Origin of the sequence: Pantoea sp. ARC270 (genome assembly GCF_003236725.1) — a bacterium.
GTDB classification, from domain to species: Bacteria; Pseudomonadota; Gammaproteobacteria; order Enterobacterales; family Enterobacteriaceae; genus Pantoea; species Pantoea anthophila.
The window spans coordinates 27,321-52,308 of the sequence record NZ_PUGA01000041.1 but is presented as its reverse complement, the minus strand read 5'-3'; the positions used below and the strand labels follow the sequence as shown (position 1 = coordinate 52,308).

The window sequence follows — 24,988 nt, the reverse complement described above, 5'->3', positions numbered from 1 at the left end:
TCAGCGCTCCGTTTTAGCCGGGAAAGTCTGGAAAGCGATCTGACGCTCGATCGGGTAAACCTCGCGTCCGGTCAGTTCGCGCAGCAGCACCGAGTTGCGGTAGCAGGCCATCCCCAGATCCGGGGTGACAAAGCCGTGGGTGTGTAGCTCGGCGTTTTGGACAAAGACCTGATTGTGATGGTCAATGCTGTAGTTGCGCTGCACGTCGTAACGGCCTTTCTCATCCCAGCGCAGACGCGCGGTGATCCCCTCCAGAAACATCGGTGGCCGATAGTGATAGCCGGTTGCCATCACCAGCCCTTCGGTGCGGCGGGTAAAGGTACAGTCCTGCTCCTCCTGATGCAGCGTCAGCTCAAATTCCCCCTCCGGCAGCCAGCGCATCGCGGTCAGGGCCGAGTGGGTGAAGAGATTGACGTTCAGATCGCCATCGAGCTGTTTAACGTACATCAGATCGTAAATGTCATTAATCAGGCTGCTGTTGATCCCCTTGTAGAGGTTCTTATGCCGGGCATTGAGTTCGTCGCGGGTGCTGGCAGGCAGGGCGTGGAAGTAGTCCACCCACTCCGGCGAGGTCATCTCCAGCGTCAGCTTGGTGTACTCCAGCGGGTAAAAGCGCGGCGCACGGGTGATCCAGTTGAGCTGATAACCAAAGCGATCGATATCGGTCAGCAGGTCATAGTAGATCTCCGCTGCACTCTGACCGCTGCCCAGCACGGTAATCGACCGCTTCTGCTGCAACGCGGCTTTGTTCGCCAGATAGTGACTGGAGTGGGTCAGGCGCTGACGATGCGGCTGGCTGCACTCCGGCATCCAGGCCACCGGGCCGGTGCCGAGAATCAGATGACGCGCCTGATAACGCTGTTTCTCGCCGCTGCGGGTCTCCCTGACCTCCAGCTGATAGAGGCCGGAGGCCTCATCGTAGCTGACATACTCGACGTGACTGTTCCAGCGCAGATTCGACAGCTTTGAGCTGGCCCACTGGCAATACTGGTTGTACTCCTTGCGCATCAGGAAGAAGTCTTCCCGGATGTAGAACGAGTAGAGTTTCCCCTTCTCCTTCATGTAATTAAGCAGGCTGTACGGGCTGGTCGGATCGGCCAGCGTCACCAGGTCAGCCATGAACGGGGTCTGCAGATGGGCGCTTTCCAGCATCATGCCGGTGTGCCAGTCAAATCCCGGATTCTCATCCAGGAAAAGACCGTTCAGACCCTCAACCGGCTCACTCAGGCAGGCGAGACTCAGGTTGAAAGGGCCGATGCCGATGCCAATAAAATCGTAAACAGGACTCTTCATTTCACATCTCTCCCTGGTTCGCCGCGCGCAGCGCAGACGCCCGGACCTGCTCGCGGCCATAGTGCGCAATCAGGCTCAGCACATCTTCGAGGTCGGCAGGGGTCGTGGTCGGATTTAGCAGGGTAAATTTCAGGTACTGACGGCCGTCGACTTTGGTGCCGGCAATCACGGCATTTCCGGAGCGGAACAGCGCTTTGCGGATTGCGGCGTTGATTTCGTCGATCTGCGCATCACTGGCGTGTTTGCCCGGTACGTAACGGAAAATCTGGGTGGTCAGCTCCGGGGCGTGCAGCACTTCGATAGACGGGTGATCGCTCAGCAGCTGATGCGCCGTCTGCGTCAGCGCGATCAGGGTATCGAAGGCCTCACCCAGCGCCGCCGGCCCCATGACGCGCAGCGTCAGCCACATTTTCAGGGCATCAAAACGGCGGGTGGTCTGAATGCTCTTGTTGACCAGATTTGGCGTCCCTTCCTGCTGGGCGCTGAGCGGATTCAGGTAGTCGGCATGGTGGGTGACATGCTTCAGGTTCTGGCTATCCCGGACGAAGAAGGCCCCGCAGCTGACAGTCTGGAAGAAGGATTTGTGATAATCGACGGTGACGGAATCCGCCCGCTCAATGCCGTTCAGACGTGAGCGATGCTGCTCAGAGACCAGCAGCCCGCAGCCATAGGCGGCGTCAACGTGCATCCATAAACCGTAATCGTCACAGAGACGGGCGATTTCCGGCAGCGGATCGATGCTGCCAAAATCGGTGGTGCCGCTGGTAGCGACAACCGCAATCGGGATCAGCCCTTCGCTGCGGCAGCGCTCAATCTCCTGCGCCAGCAGGGCCGGGTCCATGCGGAACTGCTCGTCGTGATCGATAGCAATCACCGCATCGTAACCCAGCCCCAGAATCGCCATCGATTTCTGGATGCTGAAGTGGCTCAGCTTCGACGTAAAGACGCGCCACTTCGGAGCGGTCTCCGGCAGGCCGCGCTGCTTGATCAGGTGACCGGGATGATGCGCCGCGCACCAGCTGTCACGCGCCAGCAGCATCGCCATCAGATTCGACTGGGTGCCGCCACTGGTGAAGATCCCGTCTGACCCGGCGGGCAGGCCGATGCGGCCCAGCGTCCAGTCGATCACCTTCTGCTCAATGAGGGTGCCGCCTGCGCTCTGATCCCAGGTGTCCACCGAGCTGTTCACCGCCGCCATGATCTGTTCAGCCATCAGCGAAGGCAGCACAACAGGGCAGTTGAGGTGTGCCAGATATTTCGGGTGATGGAACCAGACGGCGTCACGCAGATAGAGCTGACTCAGCTCCGCCAGAGCGTCATCGTTGTTACCCAGAGGACGGTCAAGATCGACATCGCTGAATTCCGCCGCCAGTTCATGAGGCAGGATGCCGCTGAACGGCTTCTCAACACCGGTGACGGTGCGGGTCATCAGCGCCAGCACCTCCTGCGTCTGCTGCGACCAGGCAGCCAGTTGCCGATCGTTGAAAATCGCCGTTTCGGCCGTGCAGGCAGTGGAGGCCGGTTCGAAGTCCTGTGCCGATTGAATAGATGAGCGTAAAAGCATGTTCAGTTCCTGTGCGTTAAAACCATAACCCTGCCGACCTGAATCAGCAGCGTGGGATATCCGCTCAAAACTCCAGTAAACATAAAAATGACTAACCAGATAAAAGCCCTGACAATCCTGGGGACCAGGGTTTTCATCCTGAAACTGGTAAATACCGCATATTTTTTGTGGATTAGGCCGCGTTTATCGCGTTGTTATATGCGGATGAGAGTGTAAATGTTAATCATTATCATTCAAATGTTTTGTTGTTAAATTTTATTTATTAGCGCATCTAATGTTGAAAGTGTGACTCAGATCACTTTTCTGAATCGGAATAGTCCTTTTTTTGCGGCTTTCAGGGCCAGCAAAATGCAGTGAAACAGGCAAAATAGCGCCTTGAGGCGGAGCAGAAGTTAACGGAGAGGGGGTGAAAAAGGGGCGTCTGACGGGTCTGAGAAGGGCGGCACTCACCTGAAAAGGAACAACCAGAAAGTCACGCTTGCCCTTTCTGGTTGGGATCAAAAATGGAAACTAACCGGCATCGGTTTCGGCAGGCATTTTCTTTCTGGCGGTGAAGTTATAGAGCACTAACAGGGCGAAAATACCGGTAACGATCAGGGTAATGGTGCCCTTATCCATAAAGTGAGCCATGTTGCCCAGCAGAATGCCTGTGACGCCGAAGTCGGTGTCCGAGAAGGTCGTGTTGGTCAGCCCAATCTGTCCAAGCACGGGCAGCAGCGCCACCGGCAGGAAGGTGATTAACAGCCCATGTGCAAAGGCACCGCAAATCGCCCCGCGTTTGCCGCCGGTCGCATTACCAAACACCCCCGCGGTGGCACCGCAGAAGAAGTGAGGAACCACACCTGGCAGAATCAAAACCCAGTGCAGCTGGCCAAGGACAAACAGCCCCACCAGCCCCCCGGCAAAGCTGGAGATGAAGCCAACCAGAACCGCGTTCGGGGCATAGGGGAAGACAATCGGGCAATCCAGCGCCGGGCGGGCTTCCGGCACCAGTTTTTCTGAAAAGCCGGTAAAGGCCGGGACAATTTCAGCCAGGATTAAGCGAACCCCCTGCAGAATGATGAAGACGCCTGCGGCAAAGGTAATGGCCTGAATAAACGAGTAAACGAGGTAGTTCTGACCATTGCTGAAGGTGGATTCCACATAGGCTTTACCGGCCGAGATCGACAGGATTAAGTAGATAATCATCATCGTCAGCGAGATGGAGATGGTACTGTCGCGCAAAAAACTCAGGTTTTTTGGCATGTTCATCTCTTCGGTCGAGCGCGAGCCTTTTCCGACCAGAGAGCCGATCCAGCCCGACAGGACATAACCGATGGTGCCGGTGTGCGCCAGCGCCACCTGGTCACCACCAATGATCTTCCGCATATAGGGCTGAGCGATCGCCGGAAACGTGGCCATCAGCATCCCCAGTGCCAGCGAACCGGTATAGATGAGCTGAATGCCTTCAAAACCAGCGACCGACAATATGATCGCGATCATGCAGGCCATATAAAAGGTCACATGCCCTGACAGGTAAATATATTTAAGCCGGGTGAACCTGGCGACGAGGATATTGGCGACCATGCCAAAGGCCATAATCATCGTGGTCGGCGCACCATATTTTGCCAGTGCGATAGAAACCATCGCCTCATTATTCGGGATAATGCCCTGAACATTGAACGCATGTTTAAAAATGTCGCCAAGCGGCGTCAGGGAACCGACCAGAACGGTCGCGCCACCGGCCAGCACCAGGAAGCCCAGAATCGTTTTTACCGTGCCCTTAATCACATCCGGGAAGGGTTTCTTCTGCGCAACCAGGCCGAAAAATGCCACCAGTCCGACTAATATAGAGGGCACTTTCAGCACGTCGACGACGAACTGCAAAAGATTTTGAGTAAACATATTAACCTCGAGGGTAAGTGTTTATCGGCTTATAACTGTCCGTTTTTCTCAAAATAATCTCGTATTTTTTGCTCAATCTCTTTCAGGTCAATAATGTTATTGATGATGATGATTTTCTCTTCCGGAAGATTGGCGCTGTAGGCAATATCTTTTGCCATCACAAAAATATCCGCCACGTCGGGCGTTACCGAGCCGAGATCGGAATGTTCAACCTCAGCCTCCACCCCTAATGTCTTCAGCACTTTTTTGATATTCATTTCCATCATGAAACTGCTGCCCAGACCTGAACCACACACTGCCATCATCTTCATATCCGACCTCATTCTCTGGTGATCAAAATTAACGTGTTAACGGGTAAATCAGACGCCTGACAAAATTGCCAGCAGCGCTTCATGGCTGTCTGCATTAAAAACCTGCGCCATGATGTTCTCATCGGAGAGGACTTCCGCCAGCTGGGAAATCATTTCGATATGGCTGTTACTGTCCGGTGCGGCAAACATAAAAAGGACTTTCACCGGATCGTTCTCTTCAGAATCAAATTTCACCGCCGTTCCCAGCAGCAGCACCGACAGCCCCAGTCCGAGCGCGCCCTGTTCCGGACGAGCGTGAGGCATGGCAATCTGCGGAGCGATAACAAAAAAGGGGCCGATCGCCTTTTTTTGCTGGATGATGGCATCAATGTAAGCCTGTGAGATGACGCCTTCGCTGAGCAGAGGACGCCCTGCCAGCACAATCGCTTCCTGCCAGTCAGCCACGCGCTCCACGTACTGAATTCGCTCGCTATTCAACCAATTCGCCAGATGTGACATCGCTGTAATCCTGTCTCTCGTTGCGCGTTCAAAGTTAACGTCACGCAGATACCCTTTGCGCGTCGCCGCGCTCTTCGGCATGGCTGCGTTCGTTAACTCTCCCTGAACCTGTACAGACACTTTCCAGAGATTCGCCCTGACGACTTCCCTCAGTGAGGGGGGCCAGCCGGTGGATGAGTGACCCGGCAACACATCTGTACAGGTTAAAGATGTCTAGTCATCCTGATGATGTCCTTCGACGTGTAGGGACACAACCGCTAAAATTAAAATATGGCTACACAGGCTTAACATCTGTGCCAATTTGATAGGTTGGTCACATATTCACCTGACCGGAGTAGTACTTCTCCGGCAATGTCAGGCAGAAAGGGAGTGGCACGGATACAGGGAGTCTCTCCTTCACGCAAATGGGAAGAACGTCGATGGCTGATGGCATGACTGAAAAGCAGAAAGAGGTGGTCGATTACATCCTCACCCGGATTAAAGATGACGGCCTTCAACCCGGTGAAAAGCTGGATACGGAAATAGCCATCGCAAAGTGCCTCGGTATCACCCGCACAACGGTGCGTGAAGCGACCCGAATTCTGGTGGAGCAGCAGCGTATTTATCGGGTGAAGGGATCGGGGATATTTGTGGGTGCGACGGAGATCAGTAGCCAGGCTCACCGATATCACGTGCTTTCCCCGTTTGATTATCAGGCGCAGAGAAACGGGCACAAAGGCGTCCGTAAAATTATCTCTGCCAGCATTATCCGGGTGCCATCGGCAGAGATGGCGCAGGCGCTGCGAATTAAAACCAGCGATCCGATCTACAAAATATTACGACTGATGTGCTTCGATGAGACGCCGGTGGCGCTGGAACATATCCATCTGCCGGTGAATATGTTTAACAGCATGGAGTTCAGCAAGCTGGAAGTGTCGAAATATGCCTATATTGAGGAAGTGACCGGAAAAAAAGTGCAACTGCGCGACCAGCATTTAACGGCCATTAACCTGACGCAGGCTGAGACGCTGGCATTACTGAAATTAGGGGCGGGGGATGCGGTTATCCAGATTAATGAGACGGTTTTTCTCGATGATGGCGTTCCCTGCGAGGTTAATGTGGCGATTATCAACACCCGCTTTTTTCCACTGAAGCAGAACTCTCAGCGCCCCTGAATAAAGCCGGTAATTCAGCGCTTCACATAAGACGATTTTGTGCAATCCTTTGCCACTCTGCACGTTTTATTCACCCTGAACCCGCCCTGATAAGGCGATAACAGGCCCGGCCTCGGGGCTTTCGTCGCTTATTTGTCTTTTATTTCGCCGCGCCCCGCCAATATGACGAATTCAATAAAGCATAAAACAATATGATGTTTTACCAATAATCGCCTGCGCAGCACACTGGTCAGCAACCGGAATCAATAAGGACCAGGTGAATGGCATATCAATTAAGTCTGTTAGACAAAGCGCCCATCCTGCAGGGCGAGACGCCTGCGGCGGCGCTTCAGCGCACGCTGCAACTGGCGCAGCGGGCAGAGGCGTGGGGCTATCACCGCTTCTGGCTGGCGGAACATCACAACACTGCACAGCTTGCCAGCCCTTCACCGGAGCTTCTGATCGCCTGGATCATTGCGCAGACCCGCCATATCCGGGTCGGATCGGGCGGCGTGATGTTGCAGCACTACAGCCCCTATAAAGTGGCCGAAAACTTCAACCTGCTCGCCTCGCTGGCGCCGGGGCGCATCGATCTCGGCGTCGGGAAAGCGCCAGGCGGGTTACCGCTCTCCACCCAGGCGCTGCAGCGGGGTGTTGATGCCGCCAGCAAAGGCAGCTTTGCCGAACAGCTTCAGCTGCTGGATAGCTGGCTGAAACCAGATCAGCCGAAACCGGATGAAGAGGGGCTGGCGGCGACACCGTTGCCTGCACGTCCGGCTAGCCGTTTTCTGCTGGGGGCCAGCGAAGAGAGCGCACGGCTGGCTGCCTCGCTGGGCTGGCAGTTTGTCTTTGCGGCGCATCTGAATGGTGACCGCGCGTTGCTTGAGCATGCGCTGAGTACCTACACCCGCCTGAGTCACGGTCAGCGCGCGCTGGTTGCGGTTCAGGTGGTGGTGGCTGACTCGCCCGCTGAAGCTGACCTGCTGGTTGCCTCTCTGCGCCACTATCATGTGGCGGTAAAAGGGGGCCCGGGTGTCAACGTCGCCAGCCTGGAGCAGGCGGAGCGCTTCGTGCGTCAGGGAGGCTATCGCGACTATAAGATTGAACCTCGCACCCCGTCACTGCTGAAAGGCACGGCGGCGCAGGTGCATGCTCAGCTGGACGCCCTGCATCATCACTTTGCTATCGACGAGTTCGTCATCGATACGCCCGTCACCGATCCGGTTGCCCGCCAGCGCTCGCTGGAACTGCTGGCCACCCATCATCTGATTGCGGCCTGATCCCCAGCCAGCGGAGAGTCATCATGTACCCTGAATCACAACTGATTGAATGGCGACGCGAACTGCATACCTGGCCGGAGCTGTCCGGACAGGAGTTTGCGACGACCGCACGGCTGCGCGGCTGGCTGCAGGCCGCAGGCATCCGGCTGCGCGATTACCCGCTGGAAACCGGTGTGGTCGCTGAAATCGGCCAGGGTGAAACGGTGATTGCTCTGCGCGCCGACATTGACGCGCTGCCCATCAATGAGGCGAGCGGGGTGCGTTTTCACTCCCGTCATCCCGGCGTGATGCACGCCTGCGGTCACGACCTGCACAGCGCGGTGATGCTGGGCGCGGCCTTGCAGCTTCAGGCTCAGGCCGACACCCTGCCCGGACGGGTGCGCATCCTGTTTCAGCCCGCCGAGGAGATTGCGCGTGGTGCCCGGCAGTTCATCGGGGCGGGCGTGCTGGATGAGGTGCAGGCTATCTTCGGGATGCACAACGAACCTTCGCTGCCGCTTGGTACGTTTGCCACCCGCAGCGGCGCGTTCTACGCCAATGCCGACAAATTCATCATCCGCGTGACCGGTAAAGGTGCGCATGCCGCCTACCCGGAGCAGGGCGTCGACAGCATCGTGACGGCCAGCCAGATTATTCAGGCACTGCAGGGGCTCACCAGCCGCAGTTTTAGCGCCTTCGACAGCCTGGTGCTCAGCATCACCCGCATCGACGGCGGCAAAAGCTGGAATGTGTTGCCGGGCGGGGTGGAATTTGGCGGCACGGCGCGTACGCACGATCTGCAGGTGCGCGCCGACCTGGAGCAGCGGGTGCGTACCCTGGTTGAGCAGTTTGCCGCGGCCAATGGGGCGCAGGCGACCCTGACCTGGCAGCCTGGCCCGCCGGTGCTGATCAACGATCCCCACTGGGCAGAATTCTGCAGCGATGTGGCCGGCCAGGCGGGTTACCGGGTGCAGACCGCCGAACTGCTTCTGCTGGGTGAAGACTTTGCTTTTTATCTGCAGCAGGTGCCCGGCGCCTTTGTCAGCATCGGCAGCGCCAGCGAGTCTGGCCTGCATCACGCCAGCTTTACCCCCGACGAGGCGCTGATTGCGCCCGCCGCTAACTACTTCGCTCAACTGGCTCGCCAGGCGCTGCAACATCTCAGTGCGCGATGTCAGGCGTCCCTCCCACTCTGAATAGCATTTATCTGCTGCCGTAACCGCACGACGGTGCTGAACAGCGTCGTCAGGCACCGCGACGACTAAAAAAGAGAGAACATCATGACCACAAGACAACTTCGGCTGGGCACCATTCTGCATGGCGCCTCTGGCAACATGTCCGCCTGGCGCCATCCGGCGGCCCAGGCCGATGCCAGCATCAGCCTGGATTACGCCAAAAAAATCGCCCGTAAGGCGGAGCAGGGCAAACTCGATTTTCTGTTTGTCGCCGACGGGTTGTTTATCAACGAGAAATCGATTCCCCACTTTCTCAACCGCTTTGAGCCGCTGACGCTGCTCTCGGCGCTGGCCGGTGTCACGGAGCATCTGGGGCTGGTCGGCACCGTCTCCACCTCCTACAGCGAGCCGTTTACCGTGGCGCGTCAGTTCGCCAGCCTCGATCATCTCAGCGGCGGGCGCGCAGGCTGGAACGTGGTGACGTCACCGCTGGAAGGATCGGCAAAAAATTTCTCCCGCCAGCAGCATCCGGAACATGCACTGCGCTACCGCATTGCCGATGAGTATCTGCAGGTGGTGAAAGGGCTGTGGGATTCGTGGGAGCAGGATGCGTTTGTGCGGGACAAGGCGAGCGGGCAGTTTTTCGATCCGGCGAAGCTGCACACCCTGGATCATCACGGTGACTTCTTCCAGGTGCAGGGACCGCTGAATATCGGCCGTACGCCGCAGGGGCGTCCGATTATCTTCCAGGCGGGCGCATCCGCAGATGGCAAAAAGCTGGCGGCGCGCCATGCCGACGCCATTTTCACCCATCAGCCAACGCGCGAAGAGGCGCAGGCCTTCTATCAGGATGTGAAGCAGCAACTGGTGGCCAATGGCCGTCAGCCGGAAGATCTGCACATCTTTCAGGGTGTCAGCGTGATTGTGGGCGATAACGCCGATGACGTCGAACAGCAGTACCAGACCACTGCGGCGCTGGTTTCGGTGACTGATGCGCTGAACTACCTTGGACGCTTCTTTGACCATCACGACTTTTCGCAGTACCCGCTGGATCAGCCGTTCCCCGATATCGGCGACATCGGACAGAACAGCTTCCGCAGCACCACCGACGAGATCAAACGCAAAGCGAAAGAGCAGGGGCACACCCTGCGTCAGGCGGCACTGGAAGCGGCCACCCCGCGCCCCCTGTTTCACGGCACGCCTGAAGAGGTGGCGGATGGCCTGCAGCTCTGGTTTGAAACCCACGCCACTGACGGCTTCATCATCAATGGCGGCACGCCTGACACCTTTGAACGCTTTGTCGATCGGGTGGTGCCGATTCTGCAGGCACGCGGCCTGACGCGCCGTGACTATCCGGGCACCACCCTGCGCGACAGCTTCGCCCTGAAATCCCCCGTTAATCAGTTCACCTCACAATAAGAGTCCGGATCATGCAAAAACCCTTACGTCTCATCGCTCTGCTTATGCTGGCCGCCAGCAGCCACGCTCTGGCAGAGGGCACCAGCGTCTCCTACAACGGCCAGCGTGTCAGTGTGGAAGCCAATAAAACGCCGATCAACACCGCGAAAAATGCGGAGGCCATCGCGCAGCTGCCCGCCGGTCACCATTTTGTGGTGCCGGGCGCGTTTACCGTGGCGGTGGCCGCGCTTAACTCTCCGCCGCTTACGGTCTTTTCTGACGACAACAAAACCCTGCTCGGCAGCGAGGTGGATATCGCCCGGCTGGTCGCCGACAGCCTGGGACTGAAGCTGAATGTCGTCCCGACCTCCTGGGAGGACTGGCCGCTCGGCGTCGCCTCGGGCAAGTATGACGCGGCAATCTCGAACATCACCGTGACGAAGCCACGCAAAGAGAAGTTCGACTTCGCGACCTATCGCAAAGACTCGCTGGGCTTTTATGTCCGGACCGGCAGCCCGATTCAGTCGCTGACCAAAGCGGAGGAGATTGCCGGGCTGCGGATCATCGTGGGATCCGGCACCAATCAGGAGGCGATCCTGCTCGCGTGGGATAAAGAGAATCAGGCTAAGGGCCTGAAACCCTTTACGCCGATCTATGCCAAAGATGATGCCGCACAGACGCTGGCGCTCCAGTCGGGTCGGGCAGACGCCTATTTCGGGCCGAATGTGATCGGGGCCTGGAAGGCGGCTCTGACCGGGAAAACCCGGCTGGTGGGGAGTGTGGATGGGGGTTGGCCAAAAGCGGCTCACATTGCGGTGACGGTGAAAAAAGGCAGCGGTCTGGCCGAACCGATCAGTACGGCGCTGAATGGCGTGATCGGCAATGGCGACTATCAGAAGGTGCTTAACCGCTGGGGCGAAGGCGTTGAGCAGATTGGTCATTCTGAAGTTAATCCCGCCGGACTGGGCGATTAAGGAGCTGAGATGAGTGAATTAACGTTTCGCGAGGTGTCGCCCGAGGCGCCGGAGCTGCAACCGATCCTGGGCGGCCTGTTCGGTGAATATGCCGCTCGCTATGGCGACTATTTTGCCCGGCTTAAGGAGCAGGAGCTGACAGAGTGGTATCTGCCGCCGCAGGGGCTGTTTATTGTGCTGGAGCGCGACGGCGAGATCATCGCGATGGGCGCCTACAAACCTTATGACCTGCAGACCGCCGAGCTGAAGCGCATCTGGACCCGCAGCGATCTGCGCCGTCAGGGCCTGGCGCTGGTGGTCCTGCAGGAGCTGGAGCGTCGGGCCCTGCAGGCGGGCTACCAGCGGCTGTTTCTCACCACCGGCTTCCGTCAGCCCGAGGCCGTCCGGCTCTACACCGGTCACGGTTATCAGCCTCAGTTCGATCTCAGCGGCGATCTGGAGCGTTACGGTCAGCCGCCCCACGACGGGCGACTGCGTTTTATTAAAGTGATCGGCGTGTATAACGTCGCGGAAGCGAGTTAAGGATCGACGATGAGTAAACCTCAGCATCAACAGTTACAGGTGGTGCCGGCCCGTTATCCGGCACGCACCGCTGGCGCGATCGTTGCGCTGTTTATCCTCGCAGGCGTCGTGCAGTCGGTGGCCTTTAATCCGCGCTGGGAGTGGGGGGTGTTTGCACGCTGGTTCTTTGATCCGGTGATCCTGCACGGTCTGGGACAGACGCTGCTGCTCACCCTGCTGGGGACGATCTTCAGCCTGCTGGCTGGCGGTCTGCTGGCTCTGGCGCGCCTCTCCTCCTCCTGGCTGCTGAGCACGCTGGCATGGGGCTACATCTGGCTGTTCCGTTCACTGCCGCTGATCGTCGTGCTGATTATTCTTTATAACTTCTCCTATCTCTATGAAACGCTCTCGATAGGGATTCCGTTTACCGGCCTGTCGTGGGGCGCGTTTCAGACCATCAATGTGCTGGGACAGTTTCCGGCTGCGGTCATCGGCCTGACACTGGTGCAGGCGGCCTACAGCGCGGAGATCATTCGCGGCGGCATTCTCGGTGTCGATCAGGGGCAGGTGGAGGCGGCTTCTGCGCTCGGCCTCTCTGCCACGCGCCGCACCTTCCGCATCATTCTGCCGCAGGCGCTGCGCACCATTATTCCGACCACGTTCAACGAGATCATCAGCCTGGCGAAAGGCACGGCGATGGTTTATGTGCTGGCCATGCCGGAGCTCTTTTACACCATTCAGATGATCTATAACCGCAATCAGGAGGTCATCCCGCTGCTGATGGTGGGTGCCGCGTGGTATCTGATTATCACCACCGTGCTCTCCGTCATTCAGTACAACGCAGAACGCTGGATGGCCCGCAGCGTGACGCGTGAACCGCAACCCTCTCGCTGGCGTCAATGGCGCAACCGCGTCTCGCCACTTCAACCGACCGAGGAGATCAGCCATGTCCGAAGCCATTGATTATCGTCTTTCTCACACCAGCGGGGCCATCAGCATCACCGGCGTCAGTAAACGTTTTGGCAAACATAAAGCGCTGGATAATGTCTCGCTCTCCCTGCCGCCTGGCTCGGTCACGGTGATCCTCGGCCCCTCCGGCTCCGGTAAATCCACCCTGCTGCGCACCATTAATCATCTGGAGCGGGTCGATGAAGGCTTTATTCAGATTGATGGCGACTATATTGGCTATCAGCAGCGCGGCAACAAGCTCTATGAGCTGAAGGAGCAGGCGATTCTGCGGCAGCGCATAAACGTCGGCTACGTCTTCCAGAACTTTAACCTGTTCCCGCACCTGAGCGTGCTGGATAACCTGATTGAAGCACCGATTGCGCATCGCCAGCTCTCCCGGCAGGCGGCGATTCAGCGGGCCGGTGAACTGCTGGACATTGTCGGCCTGCGCCACAAAGCCGATGCCTGGCCGCGCCACCTGTCAGGCGGGCAGCAGCAGCGCATCGCTATCGCGCGGGCGCTGATGCTCAATCCCAGGGTGATGCTGTTCGATGAACCCACCTCGGCGCTGGACCCGGAACTGGTCGGCGAAGTGCTCGATGTGATCAAGAAGCTGGCGCGCTCCGGCACCACGCTGGTCATTGTGACGCACGAGATCGGGTTTGCCCGCGAAGTGGCTGACCATGTGGTCTTTATGGTGGATGGCCGTATTGTGGAGCAGGGCACGACCCAGCAGGTGCTCAGCAATCCGCGTCACGAGCGCACCCGTCGCTTCCTGGCGCGCGTCTTATGAGGCGCCTGACTCCCCTGGCGCTGGCTTTCGTGGGGCTGATCCCGGCGCTCTCCATGGCCGCCCCGGAAAAGCCCGACATCCGCCGCAACGAAACGCCCATCCATGCTCCGGCTAATCCGCTGGCGATCGCTAAAATTCCGGCGAACTATCATTTTATCGAGCCGGGCACCCTGACCGTGGCGACCTCAGCCACAAACTCGCCGCCGCTGGCGCTGCTGGCCTCTGACAACGTGACCCGCATCGGCAGCGATCCCGACATCGCCAGGCTGCTGGCTGACAGTCTGGGGTTAAAGCTGAAGCTGGTGCCGGCCTCCTGGGAGGACTGGCCGCTGGGGATCAGCGCCGGGCGCTATGATGTGGCGATGTTTAATATCGCCGTCACCGAAGAGCGTAAGAAGAAGTTCGACTTTGCCACCTATCGTGCTGACAACCACGCTTTCGCGGTGAAAAAGGAGAGTCCGATCAGACAGATTAGTGCCCCTGCTGACATTGCCGGGAAGCGCATTATCGTGTCGTCGGGCACCAATCAGGAGCGGATCCTGCTGAGCTGGAATGCGCAGAACCGGGCGAAAGGCCTGCCTGCCGTGACGCCAATCTATCTGACCGATGATGCCTCTGCGACGCTGACGCTGCTGTCGGGACGGGCCGACGCCCTGTTTGGCCCGCACTCCATGGCCGCCTGGAAAGCCGCCTCGCGCGGCCAGACCCGACTGGTGGGCAACGGGCCGTTTCGTGCCTGGGTCGCCGTCACCACCAAAAAGGGCAATGGCCTGGCCCCCGCTCTCCAGACTGCGCTGGATGGCACCATCGCGGGCGGCCAGTATCAGCAGGTGCTGGCCCGCTGGGGTGAACAGGATGAGGCCGTCGACCACTCCCTGATAAACCCGCCGGGTATCGTTTACTGACACCGCCAGACCGGTTGCACTGCGCTAACCGGTCTGGTGCACGGCATGCTGATAACCCGATAATTGCACTACACTCTCCGGCGTGACTGTTTTATCCTGCCCCCTCAAACTCATAAAAAATTCTGTTGTGTGGCGGAGTTTCAGCCCTGGAAGCCCATGAAAATCAGATTCCTTTCTGCCAATGAGCAAAAGCTGGCGGAGGTGCGCAAGATACTCGAACCTGTCGGGGTCGAAGTGCTGCCTATCGCCCGTCGCATCGAAGAAATACAGACAGAAAACGAGCTTGACCTGGTGCGTGACAAGCTGACCAAAGCTTTCGCGCTGATCGGGCGGCCGCTGTTTGTTGAGCACACCGGCCTCTATCTGGATGGCCTGAATGGGTTACCCGCGGGTCTGACCCGCATCTTCTGGAATCGCCTCGACGCTGAGCGCTTTACGGCGCTGGTGCAGGGACTCGACAGCCAGGCCGTCACGGCCAAAACGGTGCTGGGTTACTGTGACGGCCGCAAGATGTATCAGTTTTCAGGCGAGCTGCGCGGCACCATCGCGGCAAAACCCGCCGGCACGCGCGGCTTTCAGTGGGACTGCGTCTTTATTCCCGAAGGCTATGAGCAGACCTTTGCGGAAATGGGTGAACTCAAGAATGAGATCTCCATGCGGCGTATCGCGCTGGATCGCTTCGCCACCTTTTTGAAAACCGCCCGGGGAGTGGCATGAAACCTGAACTCAAACGCGCCTATGATTCCGGCAAACTGATCCTGTTTGCCGGTGCCGGTATCTCACGCAATTTCGGCCTGCCGGAGTGGCATGAGCTGATTGCTCACCTCGCGCATGAACTGGGCTACGATCCAAAAATCTTTAATACTTACGGCACGCACCTGTCGCTGGCGGAGTATTACAAACAGAAAAAAGGCTCGCTGGGCCCGCTGCGCAGCTGGATGGATCGCGAATGGCACCGGCCCGATATTGATGTCCGCTCTTCTGAAATTCACACCATGATTACGCAGGGTAATTTCTCGCGTATCTACACCACTAACTACGATCGCTGGCTGGAGGCGGCGCACGATGCGCACGGGGTTCCCTATTATAAAGTGGCGAATGCCGCCGATCTGGTGTCGCTGACCGAAGAGAAGCGACATATCATCAAACTTCACGGCGATTTCGACGACGATACCTCTATTGTGCTGGATGAAAGCAGCTATTTTGAGCGTCTCTATTTCGACTCGCCGCTCGACATCAAACTCACCCACGACGTGATGGGCAATTCGGTGCTGTTTGTCGGCTACAGCATCAGTGACTTCAACATTCGCCTGCTCTTTTACCGCCTGACGAAAATGTGGGGCCGCACCGGGCTGGCAACGGCCCGGCCAAAATCGTACCTGTTTACCAACCGCAACAACCCGGTGGCAAAAGAGGTGCTGGGGCAGTGGGGGATCGAAGTGATCGTCTCGGAAGAGGATGATCCGCGTAAAGCGCTGGCACAGTTCCTGGAAGAGTTGCTGGTGTAATGCCTGTATCGCCTGCTCAGAGAGTGGCTGCTTACAATCAATCAATGCGTGGCGTTATGATCAGAAGTGTTGTGAAGGGTACAGTGATCGGTTTTACGGGGCTTGTTCTGCTGGCCCTGACAGGGACAGGAACGCTGATCTATCTGAAAACAGGTGACCAGTACTACAGTGAGGAAAACCTTGCGGCGTGCAAACATTACACGGTTGAGCAGGCAAAACAGATCGTGCTGAGCGCCTGGCTGAGACAACCCAACGACTGGCAAAACTGGCATGAAGCAGCCGAAGTCGCCCGCCAGAAGGGCATACGGTTCATTGACGCAGAGATAAGCGGCCCGGCTGAGCAATGGCTGGTTCCTTTTTATGCAGAACGCATTACGGGCAGAAAGCAGTACGGCATGCTGGATTGCGGCAAACTCAGCGTTGAGTTCGCGTCAGAGTAGTGTACTGAGCATCGCGACGATTCAGGCCATTGGAAACGGCCACCTTTGGCTGGTTGTTGCGATAAAACAGCCCGCTCAGAGCGGGCTGTCAGGTTAAAGATCTTATCGTTTTATAAACTCTTCGAATTTTTCCTGATTATCTACCAGCCACGCAGGCATATATTCATAATCAATAGGCCGGATGACCATCTTCCTTGGCCGGTTCCAGATATCTATATTTTTATCAACACAGCGCCGGATGTGATCCGGATTATTGAACTCGGGAAGATTATTTTCTGTATGGGAAATTGTCTCCATCTTCTCGCTGATGCGTGCATCGGTCATTACCCAGGAAAAATGCCAGCCCGCGTTCATGACAATCCGGGTGCGCATCTTAAGAAGTCTCCAGCGCCACCAGCTATCCCGTATTGGGGTGCCTTTACGCTTCACGTTGCGTAACAACTCTGGCTGTCCCTGAAAAAAGCCCTTAAGGTTTTTCATCGTCGTCATTTTCGGCAGGCGACATAAGCGCGCCGAGCCATCATCGTTGAGTACCTGAACATTAAATTTATAGTTAAAAAAGTTCTGATACAGCGTCGTGCACAGATGACGGCGACTGAACTGCGTAAGGGCAGCAGGGTGAGGAATTTCATCAACGTCGGAAATGATGATGATGTCGTCGTCCTGAGCATGGCGCAGACCATGCATAATGCTGTTACGCGCAATGGTTTCATTTTCCCACGGATCGGATTCCCCGGCTTTCACCACAGAACTGCCGGACAGGAATTCATGTTGATAAATCGTGGGAACGGAATCATTTATCACATAGATGATCTTTTCGCGAAACGCGGCGAACCGGTCAATATTGAAATTAAGTTTTTCTCGTCGCTTACCCGTGAAAGTATAGAGAGACTCAACGATGACAAAGCGGTCAACATGCTCATAAAGTGTATTTAAACGCAGCTCAAGAAGCATATCTTCATCATAGTACAGGAAACAATCGTAAATCATTGGCGAACTAATCCTTTTGCCATCATCATCAATTTTATTTTTTGCGGATTGTACCTGCTGTTTTACGCTTTCCATACACTTTCCAGCGTTTTTACTGCCACCCTCCTGACAGAATCTTTCTGCCCCCCGCCTGAAGCTGCGTCAGACAGGGGAATCTGACCCCATCGCCGGATTAACGTCCTGATCGGAGAAAAGCCTGCGCGATGATAAGGTTCAATTGCACGTCTCCGTTAAACTCCATTCTCTGCTGGCAAAGCAAACTGAGCATGATATACTGTATGTATACACAGTACCTGAGGGCGAAAAGATGGCTGTTGAAACAAAATTTGTAGTAGTCAGAAAGGGTGAAGAGAAGATGACGTTTGCCAATAAGAAAGAGGCCGATGCCTACGACAAAATGCTCGATATGGCCGAAGCCTTCACCGACTGGCTGTTACAGCATCAGCCCGCGATGGACGAAGCACAGGCGGAAACGCTTGGCCTGCTGATTGCTGAGCAGAAAGAGTCGGTACAGCATATCCTTCGCACCAGCAAACTGCCGGAGGCGACGACCCACGCTTCCCGCTCAGACGATGCTGACAGCCAGGCTGATGAGCCTGCGGCGAAGAAAGTGCGCGCAGTAAAAGCGGCCTAATCTTCACTTCAACGCCGGAAGCGAACCTTCCGGCGTTGCTGTTTCTGAATTAAGATTCTCTTCCCGTCTCATCCGTATTAGCTCATTAAATGAGCCCCATCGTTCATCGTTATTCCTGAGCACCCTGATTCTGACAGAACAGGCGGGGAGTAATGCACATTAAAATTCTTTTCTGAAAAATATAAGCTCATCAAAATTCTTTGCCCGCACTCTCCCTCTGCCATTCTGTGCGACCCATCAGTGATGACAGTAGTGCTCAGACAGGGTCAGCATGCCTGTTCCGCCTCTATCAATCTCTCCTGGCAGTAAATAAGGCATCCTGAAACAGAGTAAATCCTGCTTAAGTCCGGAAAGAAAATGTGAAAACCCTTCCCCAGTCATTGACCAGGAAGATGCTACTGAATTTTTTAATTCTTTTATGAACCTGTACGTTAAAAACGCGCTTTCCAAAAAAATTATCATATTGGACTTTTTTTTAATTAACATCTACCGCCTGTCATGTATAGAAATCATAAAAACGGAGAGGAGGTTCAATTTTGATTATACTTGTGAATAAAAAAACCAGAAGCCTGTTTTGTAAAGGAAAGGTAATTTCCCTGAGCAGGAACGAATTCACACTTTTTATTTTTATGATCAAAAGCAGGAAGGCAAGGGAGATTGATGTTGCCGATTTAATTTTACAGGTATGGGAAGCAAGATATAAATCCATCTCTGCCAATAATATCTCTCAACTTTTCTATCTGTTGAGAAAAAAAGTTCAGATAATAGACCCCCTTTTGAATCTGACTTACTCAAAAAGCAAAGGCGTTCAGTTTTTTATACCCAAAAGCCTCGTTTTTATCACCTGTAATGAAAAGCTCTACTTCTTTTTACAAAAGAAAATGACCTGGTTCAGGAAATTTACACGTCGCACTCTGTTTTTTATTTGAGCATTGCGCTGATCTTCATTATCACTATATCCACTCCAGGCACGACAGGAGGCGTTAACATGTCAGGGGAGATATATGAGAAATGAACCTGAAACAATCTGGCTGATGATCTTCTTGCTGATATCCTTTTTCGGGGGCGTAACAAGATATCTGTTAAGTGCTTACGCAGGAAGAGCAGCGCCAACGATACAAACACTTTTATCTGCGCTGACCATCTCAATTTTCTGGGGACTTCTTGGAGGTATTATATGTGTTAATTATGGATTAAGTCTGTATGAAGCCATTGTTATAAGTGGGTCTGTCTCATTTTTCTGTGGTGGATGTGTTTACCGTTAAATCTGAAGAGGTTAAATAAGGACATTCTATGAACAACCAGATTACAACTGCATTCCCGTTAAAAACGTTCCGCACTGATTTTTTAAACTGGTCAAAAGAGACATCCGGAAAAAACATTCTCTCATGTTCACCTAAGACCAGTGCTGAATTACTCGATGTCATTAACTGGGCTGTTGATAATAAATTCAAAGTTCGCCCGGTAGGTATTCAGCATAACTGGTCAAGATTGACTATTGATAATAATGCTGACAACAGTGATGTTGTCCTGGTTGACATGACGAAACATCTTAATGCTGCAACGATAGTTAAACATGGTGATTACGGCTATATCACGGCTCAGACCGGCATTCAGATGGAAGCTCTTGTTACTCTGCTTGAGAAAAAGAAACTAGGCTTTTACAGCATGCCTGCACCAGGCGATCTGACGCTTGGCGGTGTCCTCGCAATAGGAGGACATGGGACCGGCATCGCCTCTGTCAATGAAGAACGCCCCGCAGGGGGGAGTTGGGGAACCGTCAGCAATAACATTGTCGAACTCAAAGCCATTGTGTGGGATGACAATCTTAAGCAGTACGTGCTAAAAACGTTCGAAAGAACCAACCCGGAGATATCAGCCTTTATGATTCATGTCGGGAGAGCATTTATTTATGAAGTTAAACTTCAGGTGCCGCGCAACAAGCGTTTACGCTGCCAAAGTTTTGTCAATGTTCCCGCCGTCGAATTATTTGGTCAGGAGGGTGAAGGTATCAGAACCTATACCTCCTATCTGGATAAATGCGGGCGTGCTGAGATCATCTGGTTTCCGTTTACTACCACACCATGGTTAAAAATCTGGACAGAGTCTCCAGCCTACAACAGGATATCTAAACCCGTCCATTCTCCCTTTAACTATCCTTTTTCGGATAATATTCCTGTTCAGGTTTCCGATTTGGTCAGGAAGATTCACAATGGCTTTCCGGAACTCACACCTTCATTAGGAAACCTGATGTTCAATCTGGTCAATATCGGACTTGGTGCGACAATCAGTAGCGACCTGTGGGGGTGGAGCAAAGATGTCTTGATGTATATCAAGCCAGACACGCTTCGGGTGACGGCTAACGGCTATGTCATCATCACCCGCAGAGAGAACATTCAAAAGGTACTCAGTGAATTTAAGGCGAAATATGAGAGCATGGTGGATATCTATAAAAAATCTAACGCTTATCCCATGAATGGTCCGATTGAAATTCGTGTGACCGGTTTAGATAATCCAGCTGATACCGATATTGCTGGTGCTGTTCCTCCTGCACTCTCCGCAGCCCGGCCTGTTGATGCTCACCCTGAATGGGATGTTGCAATCTGGCTGGATAATCTGACAATGCCTGGTACTCCTGACTCACTGAAGTTTTTCAGAGAGTTGGAAGAGTGGGTGTTCAATCACTATTCTGGCGATTATGCAACGGTACGCGTTGAGTGGAGCAAAGGCTGGGGATATTCAGAAAAAGATGCCTGGGATAATGAGACGGTTATCGACACCCTTATTCCTGATAGCTTAACTCAGGGTATCACCGATGGGTATGACTGGCGTTTTGCAAAAGCGACGCTCGATAAGTATGACCCTCACTACCTCTACTCTTCACCTTTAACCATGAGGCTTTTTAAAGCGACCCTGTAGTCATCATTCGGTCACTGTGAATGAAGCCACCTAAACGGTGGCTTCATATCCGGATAGCTTATTTTTAATCACCCCATTCCTCATTGAAATGGTAGTTAATCTGACTGGCATCGCCACCCAGCGCACTGCCTAATGAAGCAATCGTTGTAAATATAGCAAAGCCAATCGAGTCAAGGGCGTGATGAATGCTTCCTAAGCCGATGGCATCCAAAAGTCTCCCTGGAAAAGAGAGCAGGGGGGTATTGAATAAGTCGTTAATCAGCTTTACACCACCAACAATAATTTCACCAACGTTGCCACCTGAGACTGAGTTTACTTCGCTTATAGTAAGTTCACGCATTGAAATTTCCTTATCACAATAATAAATGGCAAATTTATTACAAAATAATTCCGCCTTCAATTGATGGTTGCATAAGCCAGACAGGCTGTCAATAATCCGGAAGCCAACCTCTTTTCATGATAAAATAATAAATCTTCTCCAGCCTGATATCCGGAAGGAGTCGTTTAAATTATTTGTCATTATTCAGGATGTCTATTTCCGGTTTTTATTGTGCCGTCGCGATCTCAGTATCGGTGGCATGTTAATTCGCTCACGCTTTTCTCAAACAGAAATTCCCCGGCTTTTCACTGCCCGCGTTCGATATGAGTGTGGCCCCATCATCTGCAAAGGGTTATTACTGGTTAACGGGAAAAACCTGAGCGTCTCACGGTTTCTGCCACTGTGAGACGCTCAGGTTTTTTTTGCCTTGCTCGTCCCTTCAGCTGGCTGGAACTGCAGCCCGGCATTCAGTACTGGCATCGCCCGCACTCAGGATGCCTGGGTGACGAAACGTAAAACCGTGGTGACATTTTAAATTTCCCTGTGCAGCAGGATCGCCGTCACGCTTTTCACCAAGGCAGATTGAGGTCCGTTTCAAAAATGGTAGAGTGCGCGTACTGGATTGTTACTGCTCAGGCAGGCAAAACCTGATTTCTGGCGTCAGCCGGAGGTCAGGTTTTTTGTTTTTGGGGTCTGGATGAAAATCGCCAAAGTGCTTAATAACAATGTGGTGGTGGTTCAGGACGAACAGGGACGTGAGCAGGTCGTGATGGGATGCGGACTGGCTTTTCAGAAGCGTGTCGGGGACAGTCTTGATACCGCGCAGATTGAGAAAGTATTCGCGCTGCAAAGCGATCTTCTGGTGCGCCGTCTTGAGGAGTTACTGAACCAGATCCCTGCTGAGGTCATGACGACCTGCGACCGGATTATCAACCTGGCAGCACAGCGATTAGGGAAACTGCAGGAGAGTCTCTACATCACATTAACGGATCACTGTTTCTTTGCCATCGAGCGGCAGAAGAAGGGGCTGGCGATAAAAAACGTGCTGCTCTGGGATATCAGGCGACTCTATCCCCGGGAGTTTGAGCTGGGTCAGGAAGCCCGCGCCATCATCGCCCGTCGTCTGAATGTGGAACTGCCTGAAGATGAAGCCGGATTTATCGCGCTTCATCTGGTAACGGCTCAGCTCAACAACGAAATGCCGGAAGTGATGGATGTGACGCGGGTGATGCAGGACGTCCTGCAACTGGTGAAGTATCAGCTGCAGCTGGACTATGACGAGTCATCGCTGAGTTACCAGCGGTTCGTCACTCATCTGAAGTTTTTTGCCCAGCGGATGCTGACACGCACCGTCGTTGATGACGATGATGTGTCACTCCATACCGCGGTTAAAGAGAACTATCCCAAAGCGTGGAAATGCGCGGTGAAGATCGCGCAGCATCTGCAGCAAAGCTATCAGCGTGATCTGACAGCGGAAGAGATGATGTTTCTCGCCATTCATATCGAACGGGTGAGAAAAGAGGGGCGTTAAACTCCTTAACCTGGATTGTTACTGCGTCGTGCAGGCAAAACCTGAGCGCGGCCTCTGAAAAGAGGTCGTTCTCAGGTTTTTTTATTTTTGGCTCCCTCAACGGATGTCTGCGGACATCGCTTGTAAGGAAAGAGAGATGGAATATCAGAAACTGGCGCAGGAGATCCTCAGCCATGTGGGTGGTAAAGCGAACATCGTCAGCCTGGAGCATTGCGCCACCCGGCTTCGTTTCAGACTGAAAGAGAGTCAGAAGGCGGATGCGGAGGCACTGAAGAAAAACCCGGGTGTGATTATGGTGGTTGAAAGCGGCGGGCAGTTCCAGGTCGTCATCGGCAACCATGTGCATGCGGTCTGGCAGGCGGTTCGCGCTGAAGCGGGACTGCGCGATGACGCTCCTGTCGCAACGGATGAAAACGACAGTGGCGGTAACCTTTTCAGCCGGCTTATTGACATCATTTCAGGTATTTTCACCCCTTTTATCGGCATTCTGGCCGCTTCGGGCATTCTTAAAGGCCTGCTGGCCCTGGCTGTGGTCTGCGGCTGGCTTTCCGTTGAGAGCGGCACCTATAAAATCTGGTTTGCTGCCAGTGATGCGCTGTTCTTCTTTTTCCCGCTGGTGCTGGGTTATACCGCCGGTAAGAAGTTTGGTGGCAATCCCTTCATCACCATGGTGATCGGCGGGGCACTCACCCATCCGACCATGATCGCTGCTTTTAATGCCAGCCAGCAAACCGGCGCAATGGCGGACGCGTTTCTGGGTATCCCTGTCACCTGGTTCAACTACAGTGCGTCGGTCATTCCGGTGATTCTTGCCGCATGGGTGAGCTGCTGGCTGGAAAAACAGAGCAACAGGCGGCTTCCTGCCTCCATGAAGAACTTTTTTACGCCCCTGATCTGCCTGGGCGTTACCGTGCCGCTGACTTTTCTGGTGATTGGCCCCGTGGCCACCTGGCTGAGCATGATGCTGGCCAACGGCTACCAGTGGATTTATGCGCTGGCCCCCTGGCTGGCTGGCGCCGCCATGGGTGCGCTGTGGCAGGTCTGTGTGATCTTTGGTCTGCACTGGGGGCTGGTGCCTCTCATGATCAACAACCTGGCGGTGCTGGGGCACGACTCAATGCTGCCGATGCTGCTGCCCGCCGTCATGGGTCAGGTTGGCGCCGCGCTGGGGATTTTCCTGCGCAGCCGTGATGCCCGGCAGAAGGTCCTGGCTGGCTCATCCGTGACAGCAGGGATTTTTGGAATTACTGAACCGGCTGTGTATGGCGTCAATCTGCCGCTGCGCCGTCCCTTTATTTTTGGCTGCGTGGCGGGTGCTATCGGCGGGGCGATTGTCGGCTTCAGCCACACACACGTTTACTCCTTTGGCTTTGCCAACGTCTTCACGATTGCTCAGATGATCCCGCCCGGCGGGGTCGATGCCACCTTATGGGGCGGGATTGCCGGAACAGTGCTGGCGCTGGTTCTGAGCTGTGGCATGACCCTGCTTGCCGGTATGCCCAAAGCCGCCCCCCCTGTGGCGGCGACACCCCTCTCCTCAGACGAAAACGCGATCCTTTCCCCGCTGTCTGGCACCGTGCTGGCGCTCGATCAGGTGCCGGACGCCACGTTCGCCAGTGGCCTGCTGGGGCGCGGTGTCGCCATCATTCCGCTTGATAACAAAGTCATCGCGCCGTTTGCCGGTGAGGTCGCCTCGCTGTTTCAGACCCGGCACGCCATCGGCTTACTGAGTGATAGCGGCGTCGAGCTGTTGATCCACGTCGGCATCGATACGGTAAAGCTCGACGGCAAGCCGTTTATCGCACACGTCAGCGCAGGCGACAAAATTCAACCGGGCGATCTGCTGCTGGAATTTGATCGTCAGGCGATTCTTGCTGCCGGCTATGACCTGACCACCCCCATCATTATCAGTAACAGCGATGACTACGCTGATGTCATCACTGCTGCAGCCAGCACCGTGACGGCCGGACAACCGTTACTCAGCCTCAGCCATCAATAACAGGAGAACAGC

General features: G+C 54.8%; 24 protein-coding genes and 1 pseudogene. 18 read left to right on the top strand and 7 right to left on the bottom strand.

Annotation, left to right across the window (positions count from 1 at the left end; all coding sequences use genetic code 11):
- From CKF42_RS17370 to CKF42_RS17350, 5 genes are all read right to left on the bottom strand, one after another.
- Nucleotides 1-1,293 (bottom strand): lysine N(6)-hydroxylase/L-ornithine N(5)-oxygenase family protein, encoded by a 1,293-nt coding sequence (locus tag CKF42_RS17370; protein WP_046102688.1) that lies wholly within the window; start codon nt 1,291-1,293, stop codon nt 1-3.
- A 1-nt stretch (nt 1,294) separates the two neighbouring features.
- Complete coding sequence (locus CKF42_RS17365) at nt 1,295-2,857, bottom strand: aspartate aminotransferase family protein (protein WP_009092931.1); 1,563 nt, start codon at nt 2,855-2,857, stop codon at nt 1,295-1,297.
- Between the two features lie 510 nt (nt 2,858-3,367).
- Nucleotides 3,368-4,741 carry a PTS ascorbate transporter subunit IIC gene (locus CKF42_RS17360; RefSeq protein ID WP_009092932.1) on the bottom strand — a complete coding sequence of 458 codons (1,374 nt, stop codon included), beginning with the start codon at nt 4,739-4,741 and terminating at the stop codon, nt 3,368-3,370.
- Nucleotides 4,742-4,770: 29 nt separating this feature from the next.
- Complete coding sequence (locus CKF42_RS17355; protein ID WP_009092933.1) at nt 4,771-5,052, bottom strand: PTS sugar transporter subunit IIB; 282 nt, start codon at nt 5,050-5,052, stop codon at nt 4,771-4,773.
- 48 nt (nt 5,053-5,100) lie between these two features.
- A complete protein-coding gene (locus tag CKF42_RS17350) occupies nt 5,101-5,550 on the bottom strand; it encodes a PTS sugar transporter subunit IIA (protein WP_111208746.1) in 450 nt (149 codons plus the stop codon).
- Between the two features lie 419 nt (nt 5,551-5,969).
- On the opposite strand from CKF42_RS17350, the gene CKF42_RS17345 reads away from it, so the two are divergent.
- The 12 genes from CKF42_RS17345 to CKF42_RS17290 all read left to right on the top strand — a co-directional run bounded on the left by CKF42_RS17345 (nt 5,970) and on the right by CKF42_RS17290 (nt 16,584).
- Nucleotides 5,970-6,704: a GntR family transcriptional regulator gene (locus CKF42_RS17345; protein WP_009092935.1), complete on the top strand. Its 735-nt coding sequence runs from the start codon at nt 5,970-5,972 to the stop codon at nt 6,702-6,704.
- Nucleotides 6,705-6,964: 260 nt separating this feature from the next.
- The gene (locus CKF42_RS17340; protein ID WP_111208745.1) at nt 6,965-7,963 is read left to right on the top strand and encodes an MsnO8 family LLM class oxidoreductase; all 999 of its coding nucleotides are present in this window, start codon (nt 6,965-6,967) and stop codon (nt 7,961-7,963) included.
- 23 nt (nt 7,964-7,986) lie between these two features.
- Nucleotides 7,987-9,138 (top strand): amidohydrolase, encoded by a 1,152-nt coding sequence (locus CKF42_RS17335; RefSeq protein WP_111208744.1) that lies wholly within the window; start codon nt 7,987-7,989, stop codon nt 9,136-9,138.
- Nucleotides 9,139-9,222: 84 nt separating this feature from the next.
- Nucleotides 9,223-10,536: an LLM class flavin-dependent oxidoreductase gene (locus CKF42_RS17330; RefSeq protein WP_111208743.1), complete on the top strand. Its 1,314-nt coding sequence runs from the start codon at nt 9,223-9,225 to the stop codon at nt 10,534-10,536.
- A gap of 11 nt (nt 10,537-10,547) precedes the next feature.
- Nucleotides 10,548-11,489: an ABC transporter substrate-binding protein gene (locus tag CKF42_RS17325; protein ID WP_009092940.1), complete on the top strand. Its 942-nt coding sequence runs from the start codon at nt 10,548-10,550 to the stop codon at nt 11,487-11,489.
- 9 nt (nt 11,490-11,498) lie between these two features.
- Nucleotides 11,499-12,011 carry a GNAT family N-acetyltransferase gene (locus CKF42_RS17320; protein WP_009092941.1) on the top strand — a complete coding sequence of 171 codons (513 nt, stop codon included), beginning with the start codon at nt 11,499-11,501 and terminating at the stop codon, nt 12,009-12,011.
- Between the two features lie 9 nt (nt 12,012-12,020).
- Nucleotides 12,021-12,953: an amino acid ABC transporter permease gene (locus tag CKF42_RS17315; RefSeq protein ID WP_046102680.1), complete on the top strand. Its 933-nt coding sequence runs from the start codon at nt 12,021-12,023 to the stop codon at nt 12,951-12,953.
- The gene (locus CKF42_RS17310; RefSeq protein ID WP_009092943.1) at nt 12,937-13,731 is read left to right on the top strand and encodes an amino acid ABC transporter ATP-binding protein; all 795 of its coding nucleotides are present in this window, start codon (nt 12,937-12,939) and stop codon (nt 13,729-13,731) included. Before CKF42_RS17315 ends, CKF42_RS17310 begins: the two co-directional genes overlap by 17 nt.
- Nucleotides 13,732-13,784: 53 nt before the next feature.
- Entirely contained in the window at nt 13,785-14,636 is an 852-nt protein-coding gene (locus tag CKF42_RS17305; RefSeq protein WP_369974607.1) for an ABC transporter substrate-binding protein, read from the top strand.
- 156 nt (nt 14,637-14,792) lie between these two features.
- Complete coding sequence (locus CKF42_RS17300; protein WP_009092945.1) at nt 14,793-15,353, top strand: non-canonical purine NTP pyrophosphatase; 561 nt, start codon at nt 14,793-14,795, stop codon at nt 15,351-15,353.
- Nucleotides 15,350-16,144: an SIR2 family protein gene (locus CKF42_RS17295; RefSeq protein WP_009092947.1), complete on the top strand. Its 795-nt coding sequence runs from the start codon at nt 15,350-15,352 to the stop codon at nt 16,142-16,144. Before CKF42_RS17300 ends, CKF42_RS17295 begins: the two co-directional genes overlap by 4 nt.
- Nucleotides 16,145-16,167: 23 nt before the next feature.
- A complete protein-coding gene (locus CKF42_RS17290; protein ID WP_146239951.1) occupies nt 16,168-16,584 on the top strand; it encodes a hypothetical protein in 417 nt (138 codons plus the stop codon).
- A gap of 102 nt (nt 16,585-16,686) precedes the next feature.
- Here the strand turns inward: CKF42_RS17290 and CKF42_RS17285 are convergent, their stop codons facing one another.
- Complete coding sequence (locus CKF42_RS17285; protein ID WP_111208740.1) at nt 16,687-17,649, bottom strand: benzoate transporter; 963 nt, start codon at nt 17,647-17,649, stop codon at nt 16,687-16,689.
- Between the two features lie 232 nt (nt 17,650-17,881).
- Here CKF42_RS17285 and CKF42_RS17280 point away from each other — a divergent pair, with 232 nt between their 5' ends.
- From CKF42_RS17280 to CKF42_RS17265, 3 genes are all read left to right on the top strand, one after another.
- Nucleotides 17,882-18,208 carry a YebG family protein gene (locus CKF42_RS17280; RefSeq protein ID WP_009092949.1) on the top strand — a complete coding sequence of 109 codons (327 nt, stop codon included), beginning with the start codon at nt 17,882-17,884 and terminating at the stop codon, nt 18,206-18,208.
- A gap of 1,004 nt (nt 18,209-19,212) precedes the next feature.
- Nucleotides 19,213-19,473: a phage holin family protein gene (locus CKF42_RS21530; protein ID WP_071987832.1), complete on the top strand. Its 261-nt coding sequence runs from the start codon at nt 19,213-19,215 to the stop codon at nt 19,471-19,473.
- A gap of 28 nt (nt 19,474-19,501) precedes the next feature.
- Entirely contained in the window at nt 19,502-21,127 is a 1,626-nt protein-coding gene (locus tag CKF42_RS17265) for a cholesterol oxidase substrate-binding domain-containing protein (RefSeq protein WP_111208739.1), read from the top strand.
- A 64-nt stretch (nt 21,128-21,191) separates the two neighbouring features.
- Here CKF42_RS17265 and CKF42_RS17260 read toward each other — a convergent pair whose 3' ends face one another.
- Nucleotides 21,192-21,467: a hypothetical protein gene (locus CKF42_RS17260; protein WP_009092952.1), complete on the bottom strand. Its 276-nt coding sequence runs from the start codon at nt 21,465-21,467 to the stop codon at nt 21,192-21,194.
- 411 nt (nt 21,468-21,878) lie between these two features.
- On the opposite strand from CKF42_RS17260, the pseudogene CKF42_RS21380 reads away from it, so the two are divergent.
- The 3 genes and pseudogenes from CKF42_RS21380 to bglF form a co-directional block, all read left to right on the top strand.
- Nucleotides 21,879-21,981: pseudogene (locus CKF42_RS21380) on the top strand (hypothetical protein); the annotation flags it as partial.
- A 162-nt stretch (nt 21,982-22,143) separates the two neighbouring features.
- A complete protein-coding gene (gene licT, locus CKF42_RS17255; protein WP_111208738.1) occupies nt 22,144-22,977 on the top strand; it encodes a BglG family transcription antiterminator LicT in 834 nt (277 codons plus the stop codon).
- A gap of 136 nt (nt 22,978-23,113) precedes the next feature.
- Nucleotides 23,114-24,976, top strand: a complete 1,863-nt coding sequence (bglF, locus tag CKF42_RS17250; RefSeq protein ID WP_111208737.1) for a PTS beta-glucoside transporter subunit IIABC — start codon at nt 23,114-23,116, stop codon at nt 24,974-24,976.
- The last annotated feature ends 12 nt before the right edge of the window (nt 24,977-24,988 follow it).

Bases quoted from the DNA above. Each gene is read 5' to 3' on its own strand.
- CKF42_RS17355 (WP_009092933.1), bottom strand. From the start codon at position 5,052: ATGAAGATGATGGCAGTGTGTGGTTCAGGTCTGGGCAGCAGTTTCATG.
- CKF42_RS17300 (WP_009092945.1), top strand. From the start codon at position 14,793: ATGAAAATCAGATTCCTTTCTGCCAATGAGCAAAAGCTGGCGGAGGTG.
- CKF42_RS17360 (WP_009092932.1), bottom strand. From the start codon at position 4,741: ATGTTTACTCAAAATCTTTTGCAGTTCGTCGTCGACGTGCTGAAAGTG.
- CKF42_RS17295 (WP_009092947.1), top strand. From the start codon at position 15,350: ATGAAACCTGAACTCAAACGCGCCTATGATTCCGGCAAACTGATCCTG.
- CKF42_RS17285 (WP_111208740.1), bottom strand. From the start codon at position 17,649: ATGGAAAGCGTAAAACAGCAGGTACAATCCGCAAAAAATAAAATTGAT.
- CKF42_RS17330 (WP_111208743.1), top strand. From the start codon at position 9,223: ATGACCACAAGACAACTTCGGCTGGGCACCATTCTGCATGGCGCCTCT.
- CKF42_RS17350 (WP_111208746.1), bottom strand. From the start codon at position 5,550: ATGTCACATCTGGCGAATTGGTTGAATAGCGAGCGAATTCAGTACGTG.
- CKF42_RS17260 (WP_009092952.1), bottom strand. From the start codon at position 21,467: ATGCGTGAACTTACTATAAGCGAAGTAAACTCAGTCTCAGGTGGCAAC.
- CKF42_RS17305 (WP_369974607.1), top strand. From the start codon at position 13,785: ATGGCCGCCCCGGAAAAGCCCGACATCCGCCGCAACGAAACGCCCATC.
- bglF (WP_111208737.1), top strand. From the start codon at position 23,114: ATGGAATATCAGAAACTGGCGCAGGAGATCCTCAGCCATGTGGGTGGT.
- CKF42_RS17365 (WP_009092931.1), bottom strand. From the start codon at position 2,857: ATGCTTTTACGCTCATCTATTCAATCGGCACAGGACTTCGAACCGGCC.
- CKF42_RS17315 (WP_046102680.1), top strand. From the start codon at position 12,021: ATGAGTAAACCTCAGCATCAACAGTTACAGGTGGTGCCGGCCCGTTAT.
- CKF42_RS17310 (WP_009092943.1), top strand. From the start codon at position 12,937: ATGTCCGAAGCCATTGATTATCGTCTTTCTCACACCAGCGGGGCCATC.
- CKF42_RS17280 (WP_009092949.1), top strand. From the start codon at position 17,882: ATGGCTGTTGAAACAAAATTTGTAGTAGTCAGAAAGGGTGAAGAGAAG.
- CKF42_RS17320 (WP_009092941.1), top strand. From the start codon at position 11,499: ATGAGTGAATTAACGTTTCGCGAGGTGTCGCCCGAGGCGCCGGAGCTG.
- CKF42_RS21530 (WP_071987832.1), top strand. From the start codon at position 19,213: ATGAGAAATGAACCTGAAACAATCTGGCTGATGATCTTCTTGCTGATA.
- CKF42_RS17345 (WP_009092935.1), top strand. From the start codon at position 5,970: ATGGCTGATGGCATGACTGAAAAGCAGAAAGAGGTGGTCGATTACATC.
- CKF42_RS17335 (WP_111208744.1), top strand. From the start codon at position 7,987: ATGTACCCTGAATCACAACTGATTGAATGGCGACGCGAACTGCATACC.
- CKF42_RS17265 (WP_111208739.1), top strand. From the start codon at position 19,502: ATGAACAACCAGATTACAACTGCATTCCCGTTAAAAACGTTCCGCACT.
- CKF42_RS17325 (WP_009092940.1), top strand. From the start codon at position 10,548: ATGCAAAAACCCTTACGTCTCATCGCTCTGCTTATGCTGGCCGCCAGC.
- CKF42_RS17370 (WP_046102688.1), bottom strand. From the start codon at position 1,293: ATGAAGAGTCCTGTTTACGATTTTATTGGCATCGGCATCGGCCCTTTC.
- licT (WP_111208738.1), top strand. From the start codon at position 22,144: ATGAAAATCGCCAAAGTGCTTAATAACAATGTGGTGGTGGTTCAGGAC.
- CKF42_RS17340 (WP_111208745.1), top strand. From the start codon at position 6,965: ATGGCATATCAATTAAGTCTGTTAGACAAAGCGCCCATCCTGCAGGGC.